The 17,092-nt window shown below is 45.9% G+C and carries 15 protein-coding genes; 1 reads left to right on the top strand and 14 read right to left on the bottom strand.

Annotation, left to right across the window (positions count from 1 at the left end; all coding sequences use genetic code 11):
• Positions 1–32: 32 nt before the first annotated feature.
• The 3 genes from BUC22_RS20520 to BUC22_RS20515 are packed head-to-tail and all read right to left on the bottom strand — an operon-like array spanning position 33 to position 2,762.
• Positions 33–1,400, bottom strand: coding sequence for an MFS transporter (locus BUC22_RS20520; RefSeq protein ID WP_013382433.1), 1,368 nt, complete (start codon positions 1,398–1,400; stop codon positions 33–35).
• A gap of 46 nt (positions 1,401–1,446) precedes the next feature.
• The gene (locus BUC22_RS22180; RefSeq protein WP_013382434.1) at positions 1,447–1,593 is read right to left on the bottom strand and encodes a hypothetical protein; all 147 of its coding nucleotides are present in this window, start codon (positions 1,591–1,593) and stop codon (positions 1,447–1,449) included.
• A gap of 11 nt (positions 1,594–1,604) precedes the next feature.
• Positions 1,605–2,762, bottom strand: coding sequence for a uroporphyrinogen decarboxylase family protein (locus BUC22_RS20515; protein WP_013382435.1), 1,158 nt, complete (start codon positions 2,760–2,762; stop codon positions 1,605–1,607).
• Positions 2,763–2,961: 199 nt separating this feature from the next.
• Here BUC22_RS20515 and BUC22_RS20510 point away from each other — a divergent pair, with 199 nt between their 5' ends.
• Positions 2,962–3,642 (top strand): TetR/AcrR family transcriptional regulator, encoded by a 681-nt coding sequence (locus tag BUC22_RS20510; RefSeq protein WP_013382436.1) that lies wholly within the window; start codon positions 2,962–2,964, stop codon positions 3,640–3,642.
• A gap of 75 nt (positions 3,643–3,717) precedes the next feature.
• Here BUC22_RS20510 and htpG read toward each other — a convergent pair whose 3' ends face one another.
• The 11 genes from htpG to BUC22_RS20455 form a co-directional block, all read right to left on the bottom strand.
• Positions 3,718–5,628, bottom strand: a complete 1,911-nt coding sequence (htpG, locus tag BUC22_RS20505) for a molecular chaperone HtpG (protein WP_013382437.1) — start codon at positions 5,626–5,628, stop codon at positions 3,718–3,720.
• A gap of 278 nt (positions 5,629–5,906) precedes the next feature.
• Positions 5,907–7,799 carry a GDSL-type esterase/lipase family protein gene (locus BUC22_RS20500; protein WP_013382439.1) on the bottom strand — a complete coding sequence of 631 codons (1,893 nt, stop codon included), beginning with the start codon at positions 7,797–7,799 and terminating at the stop codon, positions 5,907–5,909.
• 130 nt (positions 7,800–7,929) lie between these two features.
• Positions 7,930–8,586, bottom strand: a complete 657-nt coding sequence (locus tag BUC22_RS20495) for a transaldolase family protein (protein ID WP_013382440.1) — start codon at positions 8,584–8,586, stop codon at positions 7,930–7,932.
• A 120-nt stretch (positions 8,587–8,706) separates the two neighbouring features.
• A complete protein-coding gene (gene rbr, locus BUC22_RS20490; protein ID WP_013382441.1) occupies positions 8,707–9,306 on the bottom strand; it encodes a rubrerythrin in 600 nt (199 codons plus the stop codon).
• An 84-nt stretch (positions 9,307–9,390) separates the two neighbouring features.
• Positions 9,391–9,960, bottom strand: a complete 570-nt coding sequence (locus tag BUC22_RS20485) for an ANTAR domain-containing response regulator (protein WP_013382442.1) — start codon at positions 9,958–9,960, stop codon at positions 9,391–9,393.
• Positions 9,961–10,001: 41 nt separating this feature from the next.
• Positions 10,002–11,300 (bottom strand): type I glutamate--ammonia ligase, encoded by a 1,299-nt coding sequence (gene glnA, locus BUC22_RS20480; RefSeq protein WP_013382443.1) that lies wholly within the window; start codon positions 11,298–11,300, stop codon positions 10,002–10,004.
• 11 nt (positions 11,301–11,311) lie between these two features.
• Positions 11,312–12,034 (bottom strand): GltB/FmdC/FwdC-like GXGXG domain-containing protein, encoded by a 723-nt coding sequence (locus tag BUC22_RS20475; protein ID WP_013382444.1) that lies wholly within the window; start codon positions 12,032–12,034, stop codon positions 11,312–11,314.
• Positions 12,035–12,045: 11 nt separating this feature from the next.
• Positions 12,046–13,284 (bottom strand): NAD(P)/FAD-dependent oxidoreductase, encoded by a 1,239-nt coding sequence (locus BUC22_RS20470; protein WP_013382445.1) that lies wholly within the window; start codon positions 13,282–13,284, stop codon positions 12,046–12,048.
• A complete protein-coding gene (locus BUC22_RS20465; protein ID WP_013382446.1) occupies positions 13,277–13,735 on the bottom strand; it encodes a 4Fe-4S dicluster domain-containing protein in 459 nt (152 codons plus the stop codon). Before BUC22_RS20465 ends, BUC22_RS20470 begins: the two co-directional genes overlap by 8 nt.
• 1 nt (position 13,736) lies before the next feature.
• On the bottom strand, positions 13,737–15,242 hold the full coding sequence (locus BUC22_RS20460; protein WP_013382447.1) for a glutamate synthase-related protein: 1,506 nt from the start codon (positions 15,240–15,242) through the stop codon (positions 13,737–13,739).
• Between the two features lie 3 nt (positions 15,243–15,245).
• Complete coding sequence (locus BUC22_RS20455; protein ID WP_013382448.1) at positions 15,246–16,349, bottom strand: class II glutamine amidotransferase; 1,104 nt, start codon at positions 16,347–16,349, stop codon at positions 15,246–15,248.
• Between the last annotated feature and the right edge of the window lie 743 nt (positions 16,350–17,092).

Below are 17,092 nucleotides of genomic sequence, written 5' to 3'. Positions count from 1 at the left end.
CAGATAAGTCTGTTGACTCGCTGCCTCAATCTTTAATTGTCAGCTACCTTTCTTTCCGCGATTTCAGCGCGCAATTCTGGTAATTTTCTTTCATTGACGTTATAAAACAGCATCGCAATCACAGCGACAAGGCTGACGCCTGCCGGGAAAAACATTGCCAGTGATTTTATACCTTCTATTACTTCCGGTGTTGGCTCAACCCCGCTTTGAAGTCCGATGAGCCCAAGACCAAAGGCTGCTACGCTCGTTGAAAATACCGCCGCAATTTTTATGGAAAGCTGGTAAACACTGAATATAACTGCTCTGGCATTATAGCCTGTTTTCCATTCGCTGTAATCAGTGATATCTGCATACATGGCTGTATTGACAACATTCGGGAATGCGACCCCCACGTAACCAATACAGGCAATAACCAAAACAAGCGTCGCATTGCTGGCATTAAAAAACATGAGCACCAACGCTGCACAAATCCAGACCATTCCTAAAATATAGGTTTGTTTTTTAGTCAGCTTTTTGGTAATAAATGGTACAAGCGTTGACCCAATAAGCATGAGAATACTGGTCAAGCCGAAAAATGTTGGAATGATATCCGGATTTTTGACAACATAGATATAAAAATAAGGGAACATTGCAACAATCAGCAAGGTCGTTAATACTCTGCACACATCTGCGACTAAAATCGCCAAAAGCGGACGGTTTGTTACCACCTGTTTAAACATCTGTGCAACTGTAACTTTTTCGGCCTTACCACCCTTGACAGTAACGCCTGAATCCTTGTAGTCTTTTGTGGCTGCAAAAAGGTTTCCATATCCTAAAACTGTCAGAAGCCCTAATAGCAAAGCCGTGATAAAAAATCCCTGTACCGTCATTTCCTGAGCGCCAGCAACCAGATAGATTAAAGGCAGTAAACACCAGCCAGCCAGAATTTTGCCAATAGAGTTTCCCTGTCCACGGAAGGTGGAGAGTTGCACACGCTCCGCCGCATCAACAGTCAGCGTCGAATTTAAGGATGTGTAGCCAATGTATGAAACATTCGTGGCAATACAGAATGCCGCATAGAAAATTGTATAGAGCACAATGTAGGCGCCCTCTGGGAGTCCTGTCAGGTTTGCGCACATAATTGTGTTGAAAAGAAGTATAAAGAACGAACCAATGAGTATCCATGAACGGTAGCGTCCCCATTTAAAATTGCTTTTCTCAATGATCGGTCCGAGTATCGGAACACTGATCGTGTCCAAAATACGGCCAAAGGTCATAATAACCCCCGCCTGAACTGGAGAGATTTTCAATACCTCTGTAAAAAAAACCAGATAATATGTATTTGAAAATGTAACCATAAAAATAAAACATAAATCTGCAAAGCCATATGAAAATTTTATGTAATTACTTAATTTTTTCATCTCGATCTCCTTATTTTGCCTATCATAGCGTATAAAATCCGTTTGTTCATATTAACAGTTTGATGACAAATCCAAACAGCTTCTCCTGGGCTACCTGCCAGTAAGGTTCAAGATAGCTGTTTTCCTCATAATCAATTTCATTTTGTTCACAGTATTCTTTCCATGTTGCCAGATATTTTGTATTTTCTTCCATTGCCTTCCCTCCTAATATTTCCCGTAGGATTCTACAAATTCATACAGCGCCCTTACATTTTCCGGCGTTCCGTCGTTTGGATAGGTAATCCCTTTGGCAACAGTAAATATATAGCCTCCGCCCGGCGCCAGAACATCCATCAATTTTTTTGCCTCATCAATAACTTTTTCTTTTGTGCCATACTGAAGCAATGACACATCATAACCAGCAGTAATACACATGGTCTTACCCAGCTTGTCTTTAGCCAGCTGCGGATCCATATATTCAAAGGCGCCTAGAATGTGTCCCTTTGGAAGATCCTGAAGATAGTCATAATAGCGTGTCCAGTCACCTTCAAAATAAATGCGCATATACTGCCCTCTCGCCGCCATACGCTCTACCATTTCTTTAAAAGTCGGCCACCAAAGTTTTGCAAAATCTTTTTCACGCATAAAAACAGGCATATGAAGTGGAATGCTGATGAGTTTCCCCTTTACCGCAGGCAGCTGGGCTGCTAATCGGTCCATCAGTGGTAATACAGCTTCTGCTGCTGCCGCAACTTTTTCCGGACATCTCCGAATATCCATTGTAATTTCTGAAAATCCGCGAATCATATCCGAAATATAGTCCATCGGCGCTTCAACCAGTCCTGCACCTGTCAGAGGCAGACCATATTTCTTACTGACACGTCCTGCCTCCATTAAAATCGGGGTGGTCATATCAGTCTGTATATTCATCGCCCGGACAAGCGACATCCCATAACCAGCTCCCTCCGAATCCAAAGCTTTGTAGACTCTCGGCAAAACCTTGTCCACAATAAACCCAAATGGGTTTTTAATAAAAGCATCATACTCTGAACGATCCATACAGCTGACTTCCGGATGCTGCATTATCCCAGTTTTACTTTCAGTAAAATTAATTGATTTTAATGATTTGTAAAACAAAGGATTTCTTGAAAACAAAGATGGGCATGTATCTGTCGCAAAATCCTGAGCAATTTTCTCCATTGCCTCTCCCATTATCTTTGGATCTACCGCGCTCCCCTTGATAGGATAGCCCGCGTAATTAATGGCCCAGTACTCACCAAACCTTGTTTCATGAGGAACCCTGTCCGGCTGCTCCAAATCAACAGCCTGAATATACCTCTTTTCCCTTTCTTCATACAACTGATCCACGTTTTTATTCATCATGTCCCCTCCTGACTGAATTTTAAACTGAATATTCAATTCTATATTCAGTATGATACAATGAACTCGTTTTCTTGTCAATGTTTTTTTGTTTAATTTATTTTTTTACTATTTTAAATATTGATTAATGCCAAATTTCACGTGTACTTTTGAAAATAATATAGTATAATGAATAACCACAAAGCATTTTAGAGGATGGTCAATGGATACATACAAAAATACAGATGAGGGACAAAGAGAAAATATTTTATATACGGCAAAGGCACTTTTCCTGGAACTAGGCTACCGTAAAACAACCATTGCGTTAATCGCTGAAAAAGCTGGCGTTTCAGTTGGCCTGGTGAATTATTATTTTAAAAAAGAAGAAATTGTCGGTCAGATATTTCACGATTTCATTCTTTATATCCGTCGTTTTTTAAACAAAAAGCTTGGCTTTATGATTGAGAACCAGTTTCAAATGCACATATTATTCAATCGTATTTTTTTCATTAAAATTTTTGAGGCCCCCGCGGCCTCAGAACTGTACAGTCTTCTCCGTGAAAAAGAGCTTTATCTTGATGCTACGCATGATTATATTCGCAGCTCCATGTCTGCCATTATTCTGGAGTTTGATCTCGACATACAGCCAAAAATGTTCAGAAAACTGACCATTGCTGAATACGGCGCCCGAAAAGCCCTTTATCAGGATATCTACAATTCCCCCAACAAAGAAATTTCCATAGAATTTACCGACTTTTTATCAACTATTTCTGTCCGGTTGGCTGGTGTTACTCCTGAGATTGTTGATGAAAATATAAAGCACTGTAATAAGCTTATGCGCTATATCGATCTTGACAACATTCATTTTGAAGATGACTTTCATTCTCTCGATGAAGTGCCATAACCTTTTTCAAAAAATACAAAAGCCCCATTCTCTACAAGAATGGGGCTTTTAAATTATTATTTTTCCTGATCAGCGTTACACCATCAGCTCACAAATAGATCTCGCAAACTCTACCGGATCCTCAATGGTCATGCCCTCAATAAGCATAGCCTGGTCATAAAGCAGGTTGGCGTATTTTTTCAGCTTATCGTTGTTTTTGTCCTCATAAGCTTTTTTCAAGGCATCAAACACCGGATGGCTTCCATTAATTTCGAGAACCTTGTCGGCTTTGACGTCACCGCCCATGGGCTGTGCGTTTAAGACCTTTTCCATTTCTAATGATATTCCCTCTGTCGAGAAGCATACCGGATGACTTTTCAGTCTCGTGGACAGTTTAACAGCATTTACCTTACCGTCCAGGGCATCCTTGATGGCGGTCATTAAATCTTTATTTTCTTCATTTTTGGCTTCGGATTCTTTTTTAGCCTCTTCGGACTGTTCGATACCCAGATCATCGTCGGAAGCGGAACGGAATTCTTTTTCATCATATTTCATGAGGCTCTTAAGCGCAAATTCGTCCACGTCATCAGTACAGTAGAGCACTTCATAGCCCTGGTCTAAGAGCATCTCGATCTGCGGCATTTTTCCAATCTTTTCAATGGAATCACCGCAGGCATAGTAGATATATTTCTGGTCTTCCTTCATTCTGCCCACGTACTCGGCAAAGGTGACTGCTTTCTTTTCGCTGGAGCTGTAGAACATAACCAGATCTTTAAGCTTATCGGCGTTCATGCCGTAATTTTCGTACATACCAAATTTGAGTGGCAGGCCGAAGTTTTTATAGAATTCATCATATTTTTCACGATCTTTTTTCTGCATGTCCATAAGCTCAGAGGTGATTTTCTTTTCAATACGCTGAGCAATGGCCATGACCTGACGATCCTGTTGAAGCATTTCTCTGGAAATGTTCAGGGACAGATCCTGTGAATCGACCAAACCTCTGACAAAACCAAAATAGTCTGGCAGCAGATCCTCACATTTGTCCATAATCAGCACGCCGCTGGAGTACAGCTGCAGGCCTTTTTTAAATTCCTTTGAAAAATAATTATACGGAACATTCGATGGGATGAACAGCAGCGCATCATAGGTACACACCCCTTCTACATGGGTTGCGATAACCTTGGCAGGATCGGTATAGTCATAGTATTTTTCCTTGTAGAAATTATTATAGTCCTCATCAGTGACTTCACTTTTATTCTTTTTCCACAGCGGCACCATGCTGTTGAGGGTTTCTTCTTCCAGGTAGGTATCATACTGTGGTTCGTAATCTTCTTTGGCTTTCTCTTCCTCTGAGGCTTCTACCAGGGTACTCTTTTCCACTTCCATTTTAATAGGGTAGCGGATATAGTCGGAATAGCGCTTGATCAGTTCTCTGAGACGGTATTCTTCCAGGTACTGGCTGTATTTTTCATCCTCTGTATCGTCCATAAGTGTCAGGATGATTTCAGTCCCGACCTCATCTTTATCACATGTTTCAATGGTGTAGCCTTCCGCGCCTTCGGATTCCCATTCATAAGCCACATCGCTGCCGTCTGCCTTTGTCCGGACCTTGATGTCCTTGCTGACCATAAAGGCAGAATAGAATCCGACACCAAACTGGCCGATGATATCAATATCTTCCTGAGCTTCATGTTCAGACTTAAATTCCAGAGAGCCGCTGTTGGCGATAATACCAAGGTTTTCTTCCAGCTCTTCCTGGGTCATCCCGATACCATTATCGGTGATGGTCAGCGTTCTTGCTTCCTTATCCGGAATAATGTGAATCGCGTAGTCTTCCCTTGAAAGGCCGCTGCCACCCTCCGACATATTTTTAAAGTAACGCTTGTCAATCGCGTCGCTTGCGTTTGAGACGATCTCTCTTAAAAAAATCTCTTTGTTTGTATAAATCGAATGAATCATTAAATCCAGCAGGCGTTTGGATTCTGCCTGGAATTGCTTTTTAGCCATAATCTCCACTCACTTTCGTTTCGTTATTGTTAGCACTCGTTATCTTAGAGTGCTAACAATACTATAGATCATTCTGATAAAAAAATCAAGATCTTTTGAAGAAAAATTTAAATAATCTTAATGACAATTTTAGTTCTCAGGATTTTCTCCCGTTTTTGGGCAGTCTCTGTTACTGCCGGTACCTTTATAAAAACTTAACAGGGATTTCCTTCCCTTTCCGAAGCATCGGATTGAAAGGCTGCCGGCACCTCTTCTGACGCCCCTGCTTTTTGTTATATCTATTTTTTACCGTATCCTTTTATGCACCACATATACCCTATGCCTCCAGCCAACAAGATGAACAGCACTGTAAAAATGGCTGCGGCGTTATGGCTTCCAGCCATCCCGGTTTTCACACTGCCGCCCCCATCTCTGTTTAAGGTACCGGCACCAGCCTCAGTGACCGCTGCCAGATTCTCCATCTCTACAGTTACTTCATATATCTGACTTGTTAAATCCTCTGCGATAACTGTGTAGTCCACCGGTTCGGTAAAATCATTGACGGTATGGCCGCTTATCTGAAGGGCTTCACCGACTCGGACCTCTGCGCCTTCACTGGCCTCAAACACAGCAGTCTGCCGGCTCAGGTCCGTATTCCATGGAACCTTTACAGTAATCTTATACACATCCTTATCAATTGTTCCTGCGTTTTCGCCAAGCTTAAACCCTGTGATCGCCTTTTCCGCTGAAAGATCTGGCGCTGGGTCATCAGAGGTGTAGGTTTTCTGGATAACAGGAGTATAAAGGTCTGTGATTAACTGGTGTCCTTCCAGATTTGGGTGGGGATCAAAGTTCAGGCACAGTTTTCCGTCAATATTTTTTATTTCAACATTGGTCAGGTCAGGATGGTTAAATTCCTCATAGATGTCAACAGAATGGTAGCCCTCTGTATTTTGAAGAAAAGCCTGATTCATTTTTTCAATATAGTAAGCGCCATCGGCGCTCAGGTCAATGGCTTCAAACTGCTTAAAGATCATGGGAAGCTGCTTCGCAAGCTCTGGAAAAAGCTGGCTCAGATCAACTTTTTCTCCATAAAAAGGATTATACAATGTGTTCCAGTAAATTTCAGCCTCTGGAGCCTGCTCATGCAGCGTGTTCAAAATCGCCGGCTGAGTCTTTTCTCTAAAATTCTCACAGCCTGCCAACAGCTCAGGGTTATCCTTTAATGTTTCATTGAGCTGGCTGAGGGTATTGGCAATCTCAGTGACCAGACTATTCTGCCTTTCCCTTAACCACGCGTCACTGCTCCGGCCTTCCGCCGCCTCGGCAGACAGGAACTCCAGCTCGCTGACCTTTTTACTGAAATTATCGTCAATGGCTTCCTTTACAATTTTAATGAAAGGGCCCAAAAGATCGTTTGACCCAATGGTTACGGTTACCACATCGGCGTCCTTCAGCAGTCCAGCATACTCTCCGCTTTGCAGAGCCTTCAGCAGCTGTTCACTGGTCCAGCCGGATACAGCCTGATTGGAGGTAAGAGCCAGCCCCTCCTGGGCGTTCAGCATTTCCCCCAGATTCCTGACAAAGGCTCCCTCTGGCGTTGGAAAACGGTCATCATTCGGCGTACCGTGTTTGTACCCCGGCAGTGCGTACCCTGCGGCAATGCTGTCGCCAAAGGCCACATAATTTGTCCGCACTCCGGTGTAGTGTATGCGGCTGGGTTCTATTCCATAACGCAGCAGCGCCTTCTTAGTCTCCCTGCTGCTGGTTTCAAAGACTGTCGTCTCAGGCAGGCCGTCAAAAGCATGGGATGAAAGCGCAACCTCGCCCTCAATCTGTACTTTTTCAAGACTACCGCACCCGCTAAAGGCATAATCGCCAATGGCTTTCACCGCGTAAACCCTGACCTCCTCAAAATCGCCATAATCCGTCACTGACTTTGGTACAAAAACAGTCCCGGTAATTTCCTCATCAACCGCTGGCGATATGCCGTCTCCAAGCTGCGCTTCATTTTCATCCAACACTAAAAAGGCTACAGGGTAAGCTTCTGGCGTCCCGCATTTATAGCTCTCGATAAGACCGCCAGCTTCTGCTGTTTCTGCAAAGACGCGCCCGATTCCAGTACCTCCCATGGAGCCTGTCATCAAAAGCGTCATGGCCATTAATCCGGCTAAAATTTTCTTAATCTTCATTTCCCTCTCCTGTAAATGTTTTTTCCATTATAGCACAGGAGAGAACACCAAAGTCTTGCACCGCTTAAATAACATGTTTGGCCGCCTGAATGACAAAAAAACAGCACCTCTACGGTGCTGCAGCATTGATTTAGTATTTTTCCTTCAGCATCTCGCCATGCCTGTTAAAAGTTTCGATGGCCGAAACTGCCAGCTCTTTGTTCATCATCTTTTCAAAGATATTATAAGGGATGGTGACTGAATGGGCGCCGGAGGCCAGGGTCTGTATAACCTGATTGGTATTCTTAAAGCTTGCGCCGAGAATCTCACAGTTCAGCTGGCGCTCATCAATAAAATCGCGGATGATGGAAACGGCTTTGTAAGGGTCCAGGTCATTGTTGGACATGCGGTTAATATAAGGCGCAATACTGTTACAGCCTGCCAGCGCAGCAAATATCCCCTGATCCGCAGAGTAAACGGCTGTTCCCAGAATCTTACAGTCTGGATATTTTTCGCGTATCTGCTTTACCACCTCCAGTCCTGCGATGTCCATTGGTATTTTAAGGCCGGTTCGCCCCTCGCCGTCGAGAGCCAGAATGGTCTCACAGTCCTCCAGACGCTCCTCTACTGTTTCGCCGATGGTCTGCACATAGATAAAAGGCACTCCTTCCTCCAGAATTTCGCGCACCTTTTCCGCTCTGGGGGTCCGCTCGTTAAGAAGAATTGTCGGATTGGTGGTAACCCCTTTAAAAACACCGGTTTTCATAGCCTTTCTGATTTCCTCAATATTAGCTGTATCTAAAAACATTTTTTATTCCTCCCTTTATTTTGTCCAACGATTATAACAAAACTGTCTTAAAATTTTTCAAAAAAAGCTCCGGAGTCAGTTTTTCTGATCTCCGGAGCCTTTTTCGTCCCAAATGATTTTTTAATAAGCTTCCACAAACAATTCAAAGTATTCTCTGCCGTGCTTGCAGGCCGGGCATACCTTTGGTGCTTCCTTGCCTTCACTGATATAGCCGCAGTTGCCGCATTTCCATTTAACGGATTCTGAGCGTTTGAATACACGTTCCTTTTCAATGTTTTCAGCTAATTTTAAATAGCGGGCTTCGTGGGCCTTTTCAACCTCTACAATATATTTGAAGGTAGCCGCAATGTCTTTAAAGCCTTCTTCTTCAGCGGTTTTTCCAAAGTTATTGTACAGGTCGCTCCATTCTTCACGTTCGCCGGCTGCGGCGTTGATCAGGTTGGTGCGGGTGTCGTCGCTCAGGCTGACAGGATATTCCGCAGTAAAACCAACCATCATGGCTTCGCCGTCCAGACCTTCATTTTCCACGATGTATTTGTAGAACATTTCTGCATGTTCTTTTTCATTGGCTGCTGTTTCCAGGAAAATGTTCTGGATCTGAATATAGCCTTCCTTTTTAGCTTTTGACGCAAAAAAAGTATAGCGGTTGCGTGCCTGGCTTTCACCTGCAAATGCCTTCATCAGATTTTCCAGTGTTTTCGTTCCTTTTAATTTACCCATTTTGTTTATTCCTCCTTGAAACAAGACGTTCTGTTAGTATTTATACACTTATTCCAGAGGAATAAACAGGTTCTTTAAATCTTTTTAACGCTCATAGGTCCGTATGAGGTTCTCGGCAACCTGCCGGGGCGATATCCGCATGTCCATGGCCTGCTTCTGGATATAACGATGAGCCTGTTCCTCGGTCATGTCCAGGTAGCCCATCAGGCACAGCTTAGCCCGGTAAATGATCTTAATATCATCCATTTTTTTCTGCAGTTTTTCGTTCTGTTCCTTAAGGCGCTGCATTTTTGCCTTTGAGTTCAGTACAAACTTGATGTTCTGGGTCAAAAGCTGGCGGTTGATGGGCTTAGACACCACGAAAGCCGTTGTGTCCATCAGCTTGGCCTCCACCTGGTCTGCCAGCTCATTTTTCACGATAAGCACAACGCCGATCAGATACTTTTCGATGGTATCAAGGGCCAGCTCTATGCCAAATTCATCGCCCAGGGGGGTATTGATAATGACCATATCATACTCAATTTCCTGAAGGCGCCTTCGGCCTTCACTGCCGGAGGGAACTGCGTCGACCATGCTAAACTCCATGCCCCGCATGATCTCTGTCAGTGCTTTTGTTATCTCATTCTGCCTGCATACCAACAACACATTACTCATTATTTCATCCCCCCTTCCTTCAGATTTTTGTTTTTCCTAAATCAGAAGGTTGAAAAATAACGGTCGATTTCCCACTCGTGGACCATTCCGATGTATTGTCTCCATTCCCAGCTTTTGAGCTGAATATATTTCTGTGCTGTTTTCTCGCCGAGAACTTCTGCTACCAAGGTGTCCTTTTCCATTTCTCCCAGCGCCTCCCTTAATGTCATGGGCAGCTTTTGAAGCTTTGCGGGTGCTTCCCCCAGCGGGTTCATCAGAGGCAGTTTCTTTTCAATGCCCTCAAGGCCGGCAGCCAGAATCAGCGCAAAGGTAAGATAGGGATTGCAGGCAGGGTCCGGGCTTCTGAGCTCCATACGGCAGTAATCGCCCACAGCGGCCGGAATACGGATAAGCGGCGAACGGGAGCCATAGCCCCAGCTGACAGTCTGAGGCGCCTCATAGCCATCCATCAGGCGCTTGTAGGAATTGACCAGCGGATTGGATACAGCGCTGATTCCACGGATATGTGCGAGCACACCGGCGGCAAACCATCTGGCTTCATCGGTCAGCCCGCCGAAATCACTGGTAAAGACATTTTCGTTTTCTTTCATAAGAGACATATTAATGTGCATGCCGCTGCCTGGCTGCCCGTTAAGGGGCTTTGGCATAAAGGTAGCATGCAGGCCGTTGCGCTGGGCAATGGTTTTGACCACTGTTTTAAAGGTCATAATATTGTCTGCCGACTCCAGGGCGCCGCTGTATTTAAAGTCGATCTCGTGCTGTCCCCGGGCCGATTCATGATGGGAGCTTTCGATTTCAAAGCCCATTTCCTCCAGTGTCAGGATAATCTCCCGCCGTGTATTTTCGCCCCGGTCAAAGGGGGCCAGGTCAAAATAGCCGGCGCTGTCAACCGGCTCTCTGGTCGGCTCTCCGTTTTCACCCAGGCGGAACAGAAAAAATTCGCATTCTGCGCCCACGTTAAAGCGATAGCCCAGCTTCTCGGCTTTTTTCATCTGCTCCTTCAATATATAACGGCTGTCGCCCTCAAAATTCGTACCGTCCGGATATTTCACATCACAGAGAATTCTGGCGACCTTTCCCTGCTGCGGCCGCCAGGGCAGAATTTGAAGCGTAGACAGGTCCGGATGCAGGATCAGGTCAGAATGATCCGCGTCCAGATAGCCCGCCACAGAATTGGCGTCAAAGGGCACGCCATAGAGGATGGCACGCTCGATCTGCTCGTTGGATATGGCAATATTTTTGCTCTGTCCATAAATATCACAGAACTGCATCCGGATAAATTTAATATCATTTTCCTCGATATAGCTGACCGCATCGAGTGTTTTTTTGCCAAGATTCATTTTCTCTCTCCTTAATACGCTGTATATAAATCATTATAAGGATTGTTGGCACCTGGTGTCAATTTATAAAAGGGTTTTGCTAAAATCTCCTTAATACCAGCGTCAAAATAATGACAGTAGTTTTCAATACAGGCCATGGCTGGCTCCAGCATTGCAGGCGTACACAGCTCTGCCACTACCTGCGGTGCCAGCTCTGTCGGCGGCACATCACTGCGGATATACATTGCTCCGCCGTGCATACCCGTGCCGCAGTAGCCGCCTGCCGGAAAAGCGCCGTCCACGCCCAGCCCCAGAACCACAATGGTTCCGCCGGCCTGATACTCGCCCAAAAAAGAGCCAACCTTACCGCCGATCACCACCACAGGCTGGTGCTCCATATAGGCTTTCATATGAATGCCTACGCGGTAGCCCCCGTTATCGCGGATGTAGATGCTGCCGCCGCGCATTCCATAGCCCAGGGTATCGCCACCGTTTCCGTAGACCACGATATCGCCGTTATCCATGGTGTCTCCCACTGCATCCTGCACGTTGCCGTAAACGGTGATATTCGTGCCGCTAAGATATGCGCCCATGGCGTTTCCCGGTGTGCCGTAAACTGTAATGTCCTTATTCTTAACGCCGGTACCGATATAGCGCTGGCCCAGAACCCCCTTGATGGTAATCTCACGATCTTCTGCTGCCTTTATCTCACGGTTCAGCTCTGTATAATATTTTTTTCCTGCTTCAATGATCATCCTTGTTCCTCCTAATGCTCTGCGCTGAGCTTCGCATAACGTTCTCCTGGGCTAAAAGCCATCAGGCCCGGCTCTTTTATCAGCATTTCCATATCCACTGTCTCCAGCGGAGTCTGTTCGCGGATCATATCGGTATAAATACCGCCGCGATCACAGTTGCCAATGATGATATAGCCCTTTAAAACGCCGTCCTTTGTATAAAACTTTTTATAGCTTTCATCGGTTTTGACGGTGATGGATTCACCGATGCGGCTGCCTGCGGTCAGCATATACAGGCCCAGAAGCCCCATAGAATTTACCGGAAAGGCCTTTTCGTACACCGCGCTGCCACCAGCCATATTTTGTCCTGCCACCTCACCCTGCAGATAAGCGTTTGGAAGAATCGCCATATTTTTAGCCGTCTGTGAGGTAATATCATAGCTCTGTGTGCAGTCTCCAGCCGCGTAAATATCCTTCAGGCTGGTCTGCTGGTGATCATCGGTCACAATCCCGCGTTCCACCTTTCCGCCCGCCTGCTCAACCAGTGACATCTCCGGTCTTGTTCCCACCGCCAGAATGAGAATGTCATAAGGGAGAAGCTCGCCGTCACTCAGAGTGACCTCCATATCGCCGATTTCAGTAATACTGGTTTCCAGCTTTAAAACCATTCCCTGGCTGGTCAAATGCGCCTCGATAATCTCAGCGCTTTCTGTATCCAGAACACTGGGCAGCACCCGGTCTGCCAGATCTACTACCGTCACACCCGCACACTGTCCCACAACTGCTTCAGCTGCCTTCAGGCCAATGAGCCCTGCGCCTAAAATGACAACTTTAGAATTTTTATCCAGAATCTCACCCACGCCAGCCGCGTCATCCATGGTTGTAAAGGTAAAGGTATTTTTAGCTGTTTCCCTGCCCTTGATCGGCGGCACAAAGGGAACAGAGCCCGTTGCGACTAAGAGCTTTTCATAGGTAACAGACCCGCCGCCTGCCAGGTATACCTGCTTCTTTTGAACATCAATACGCTCTGCCTTTGTGCCAAGTATTACCTCACACGCGTTTTTTTCATAAAAATCCTCATCCCGGTAAATCATTTTCTCCTGAGAAACCTTACCCTCCAGCCAGTAGGAGATCAATGGTCTTGAATAGGTGTGGTGTTTTTCCGCGCTGATAATCGTAATGCTGCCGTCCGTGTCTTCTCTGCGGATACCCGTGACACCACCGATGGCTCCGGCGGAATTTCCAATGATCAAATATTTTGTCTTATTCATTGACAGCACCTCTTTCTTCAAAAACAATGGCACGGTTCGGACAGTTTTTAACACAGGCCGGCTCACCGCCATTTTCCGTGCACAGTTCACATTTCAGCATGGTTTTCGTGTGACCGACCACCAGACACCCGTATGGGCACATGGCAATACAGGTACGGCAGCCCACACAGCGTGTATCGTCGATTTTGATCACGCCATCTTCCCCGATCGATAAAGCGCCGGTTATGCAGCCCTTGACGCAGTAGGGTGTCTTGCAGTGGCGGCAGGAAACCGCAAAATGGATTTCCTCTCCGTTTTCCACACCATCCTCCACACGGATGCGCGGCAATGGTTTTTCTTTTTTATTAAAGGCCTTGAACATATCCTCCTCACCGGAGTTTGCAAAAGCGCACTGATATTCGCAAAGGTGACAGCCCAGGCACCATTCTTCATTTACATATACTCGTTTCATTTTACTCCCCTGCATGTTTAATACCTAATATTTCCAATTCCTTATCGGAAAGGCCGATGCCGCGCAGCATCAGACGGTTTCCTTTCAGGGACTCAATGGAGTTGATACCCATGCCGCCCATCATTTCCTGAATTTCATGATTCCAGGCGCGCATGAGGTTTGTGAGACGTTCTGCGCCAATTTCCGGGTTCAGCCGTTTTACAAGATCCTCGCGCTGAGTGGCGATTCCCCAGTTGCAGCGGCCGCTCTGGCAGTGGCGGCATAAATGACAGCCGAGCGCCAGAAGGGCGGCTGTGCCAATATAGCAGGCGTCTGCGCCAAGGGCAATGGCCTTGACCACGTCGGCGGAGCTGCGGATGCTGCCGCCGACAACAATGGAGATATCATTGCGGATCTGCTCATCCCGGAGGCGCTGGTCCACAGCTGCCAGCGCAAGCTCGATGGGAATTCCGACATTGTCACGGATACGGGTCGGCGCTGCGCCGGTACCGCCTCTAAAGCCATCAATGGCAATAATGTCCGCGCCAGAGCGCGCGATCCCCGAGGCAATGGCCGCCACATTGTGGACCGCGGCGATTTTGACAATCACCGGCTTGGTATAGCCAGTGGCTTCTTTTAAGGAAAAAATCAACTGCCGCAGGTCCTCAATGGAATAAATATCATGATGCGGCGCCGGCGAAATCGCATCGGCCCCTTCTGGAATCATGCGTGTTTTTGACACCTTTTCCCCAATTTTCTTACCCGGCAGATGACCGCCGATCCCGGGCTTTGCCCCTTGTCCCATTTTAATTTCAATGGCCGCGCCGGCCATCAGGTAATCCTCATGCACGCCAAAGCGGCCTGAAGCTACCTGAACAATGGTATTGCGGCCGTACGGATACAGGCCCCTGTTCAAGCCGCCCTCACCAGTATTGTAACAGGTTCCAAGCTCCGCTGCCGCGCGGGCAAGGGATTTATGGGCATTTTCACTGATAGAGCCATAGGACATGGCCGAAAACATGATGGGCAGCTCCAGCTCAATCTGTGGCGGAATCTCAGAAATAATATTTCCCTTTTTATCCATCTCCAGATGACCCGGCTTTTTACCCAGGAATACTTTGGTTTCCATGGGTTCACGCAGCGGGTCGATGGATGGATTGGTTACCTGGCTGGCATTGATGAGCATTTTATCCCAGTATACCGGATATTCGTTTGGGTTTCCCATGGAGGACAGCAGAACGCCGCCGCTGTCAGCCTGACGATAAACCTCCTCGATGGTACTCTGTTTCCAGTTGTAATTTTCTTTGAACTGGTTGTCGGTTTTGACAATTTTAAGGGCGCGTGTCAGGCACATACTCACACAGCGCTGGCAGTCCACACAGCCGGTTTCGTCTGCCTTCATGACATCCAGCTCCGCGTCGTAGCTGTGCACATCGTTGGAGCACTGCCTTTCACAGACACGGCATTTGATGCAGCGGTTTGGATTTCTGACAATTTCATATTGCGGATAAATATAATTGATTCCCATTGTTTATTCTCCTTCACGATTCACTCGGACAATGATGGGTTCACCGCCCTTTGGCGCCCAGATATTACCTACATCCGGACATACTGCGCGGATCGCGCTCTCCTCACTGGCGATATAAACCACATCGTCCTTTTCTCCTGCCACCATCGAACGCAGCTTCAGCCGGTCGTTCAAAGCCATTAATCCATCGGTAAAGCCACACATGATTGAAAATGGGCCGGTGATCAGCAAACTGGCAAAGGCGTTGCGCAGCGTTTTAAAGCGTCTGGCCCTTTCTGGCTGCATCTTTTCGATTTCTTCCCAGAAAGGCGCGGCAATAATGCTGGCGATGTCCTCAAAATCAAAGCCCTGCTTTCGGTTCAGAAAATCAATAATATAGGTGATAACCTCGGTATCGGTCAAGAGGGTGCATTTATAATCGAACATCTCAATAAAACGCCGGTTTGCATCGTAGGAGGAAATTTCCCCGTTATGGACAATGGAGTAATCCAGAAGGGCAAAGGGATGAGCGCCTCCCCACCAGCCCGGCGTATTGGTCGGGTAGCGCCCGTGCGCGGTCCAGCAGTAGCCGTCATATTCCTCAAGCTTGTAAAAATCACCGACATCCTCAGGAAACCCAACCGCTTTAAAAACGCCCATGTTCTTTCCGCTTGAAAAGATATAGGCGCCGTCGATGTAAGTATTGATATAGAATACCGTATCAACAATGAATTTTTCTTCATCAATTTCTCCCTTCTCCTCCTGTATTTTGGTGAAGATCGGATCGACAAAGTAACGCCATATCAGAGGCTCGTCTTTGATATTTTTATTTTTACGCACGGGTATCCGGCTCAGATTGACCACGTCAAAGTATTTATCCAGATAGCGCTCCGTTTCCTGTCTGGCCTTAAAGTCGTCATAAAAGACATGAAAGGCATAAGAGTCTGCGTATTCCGGGTAAATCCCATATCCTGCAAAGCCGCCGCCCAGACCGTTGGAGCGATCATGCATCACCGCAATGGAATCCACAATCTGGCTGCCGTTAATCACAGGCTTTCCCTTTTTATGTATGATTCCCGAGATCGCACAACCGCTTGGGATTCTGATCTGTCCTTCTTTTTTTAACATAGCTCTCTCCTTCTTTTACATAAATTGAATACCGCATTGTCTCTGAATTAAAACAATAAAAAAAGAACATGACGAACCAACCCCTGACCAAAACTTCAAAAAATTTTATTTTGAACTCACATATGTTAGTTTGGATAACGCCAGTGTTGTCCATCTTTACATACGCAGTCTGTTTTGATCCTGTACGGTTCGAACGCCATTGTTCTTAATCGAGTACTTATTTATTTTTATTATTTATACCATAGATTGTATACAAGTTCAATCAAAAAAGAATTGATAAGGATTGCAAAATGTATACAATATGCTTTTGTAAAATTATTGTAATCCTGATAACCGTTTCAGTGTATTTTTCTTTAAAAACCCCTTTACAAGCCCCTGAAATTAGTCTATAATGACATCACAACTTGAAAGAAACGCGGAAACAACATTCCGCAATTGAAGATAGCAATGGTGCTGTTGAGAGTGTTTTCGCACTTTTAATAGCGCCTTTTTTTATTATCTTCACTGCTTGAGTTCAAAAGTTAATGACGGTATCTTTCTTCCACAGGCAGTTGCATCTATTTTACCGACGATAAATGCTTCCTTAAAACGAACTGTTTATAAGTTCCTCAGGATACCTTAATTAATCGGCGGAGAAACACCTCAATTTCTCCGCTTCCCTCATGGAACGATGACCGCAGCAGAGGAATCTCCCTTTCCTCTGTCCGGTTAATCTTTCCCTTTACATTATAATCGACCCCATG

The organism is Eubacterium callanderi (genome assembly GCF_900142645.1).
Classification (GTDB): domain Bacteria; phylum Bacillota; class Clostridia; order Eubacteriales; family Eubacteriaceae; genus Eubacterium; species Eubacterium callanderi.
This window is presented reverse-complemented; position numbering and strand designations above follow the sequence as displayed.

Bases quoted from the DNA above. Each gene is read 5' to 3' on its own strand.
- BUC22_RS20520 (WP_013382433.1), bottom strand. From the start codon at position 1,400: ATGAAAAAATTAAGTAATTACATAAAATTTTCATATGGCTTTGCAGAT.
- BUC22_RS22180 (WP_013382434.1), bottom strand. From the start codon at position 1,593: ATGGAAGAAAATACAAAATATCTGGCAACATGGAAAGAATACTGTGAA.
- BUC22_RS20515 (WP_013382435.1), bottom strand. From the start codon at position 2,762: ATGATGAATAAAAACGTGGATCAGTTGTATGAAGAAAGGGAAAAGAGG.
- BUC22_RS20510 (WP_013382436.1), top strand. From the start codon at position 2,962: ATGGATACATACAAAAATACAGATGAGGGACAAAGAGAAAATATTTTA.
- htpG (WP_013382437.1), bottom strand. From the start codon at position 5,628: ATGGCTAAAAAGCAATTCCAGGCAGAATCCAAACGCCTGCTGGATTTA.
- BUC22_RS20500 (WP_013382439.1), bottom strand. From the start codon at position 7,799: ATGAAGATTAAGAAAATTTTAGCCGGATTAATGGCCATGACGCTTTTG.
- BUC22_RS20495 (WP_013382440.1), bottom strand. From the start codon at position 8,586: ATGTTTTTAGATACAGCTAATATTGAGGAAATCAGAAAGGCTATGAAA.
- rbr (WP_013382441.1), bottom strand. From the start codon at position 9,306: ATGGGTAAATTAAAAGGAACGAAAACACTGGAAAATCTGATGAAGGCA.
- BUC22_RS20485 (WP_013382442.1), bottom strand. From the start codon at position 9,960: ATGAGTAATGTGTTGTTGGTATGCAGGCAGAATGAGATAACAAAAGCA.
- glnA (WP_013382443.1), bottom strand. From the start codon at position 11,300: ATGAATCTTGGCAAAAAAACACTCGATGCGGTCAGCTATATCGAGGAA.
- BUC22_RS20475 (WP_013382444.1), bottom strand. From the start codon at position 12,034: ATGATCATTGAAGCAGGAAAAAAATATTATACAGAGCTGAACCGTGAG.
- BUC22_RS20470 (WP_013382445.1), bottom strand. From the start codon at position 13,284: ATGAATAAGACAAAATATTTGATCATTGGAAATTCCGCCGGAGCCATC.
- BUC22_RS20465 (WP_013382446.1), bottom strand. From the start codon at position 13,735: ATGAAACGAGTATATGTAAATGAAGAATGGTGCCTGGGCTGTCACCTT.
- BUC22_RS20460 (WP_013382447.1), bottom strand. From the start codon at position 15,242: ATGGGAATCAATTATATTTATCCGCAATATGAAATTGTCAGAAATCCA.
- BUC22_RS20455 (WP_013382448.1), bottom strand. From the start codon at position 16,349: ATGTTAAAAAAAGAAGGACAGATCAGAATCCCAAGCGGTTGTGCGATC.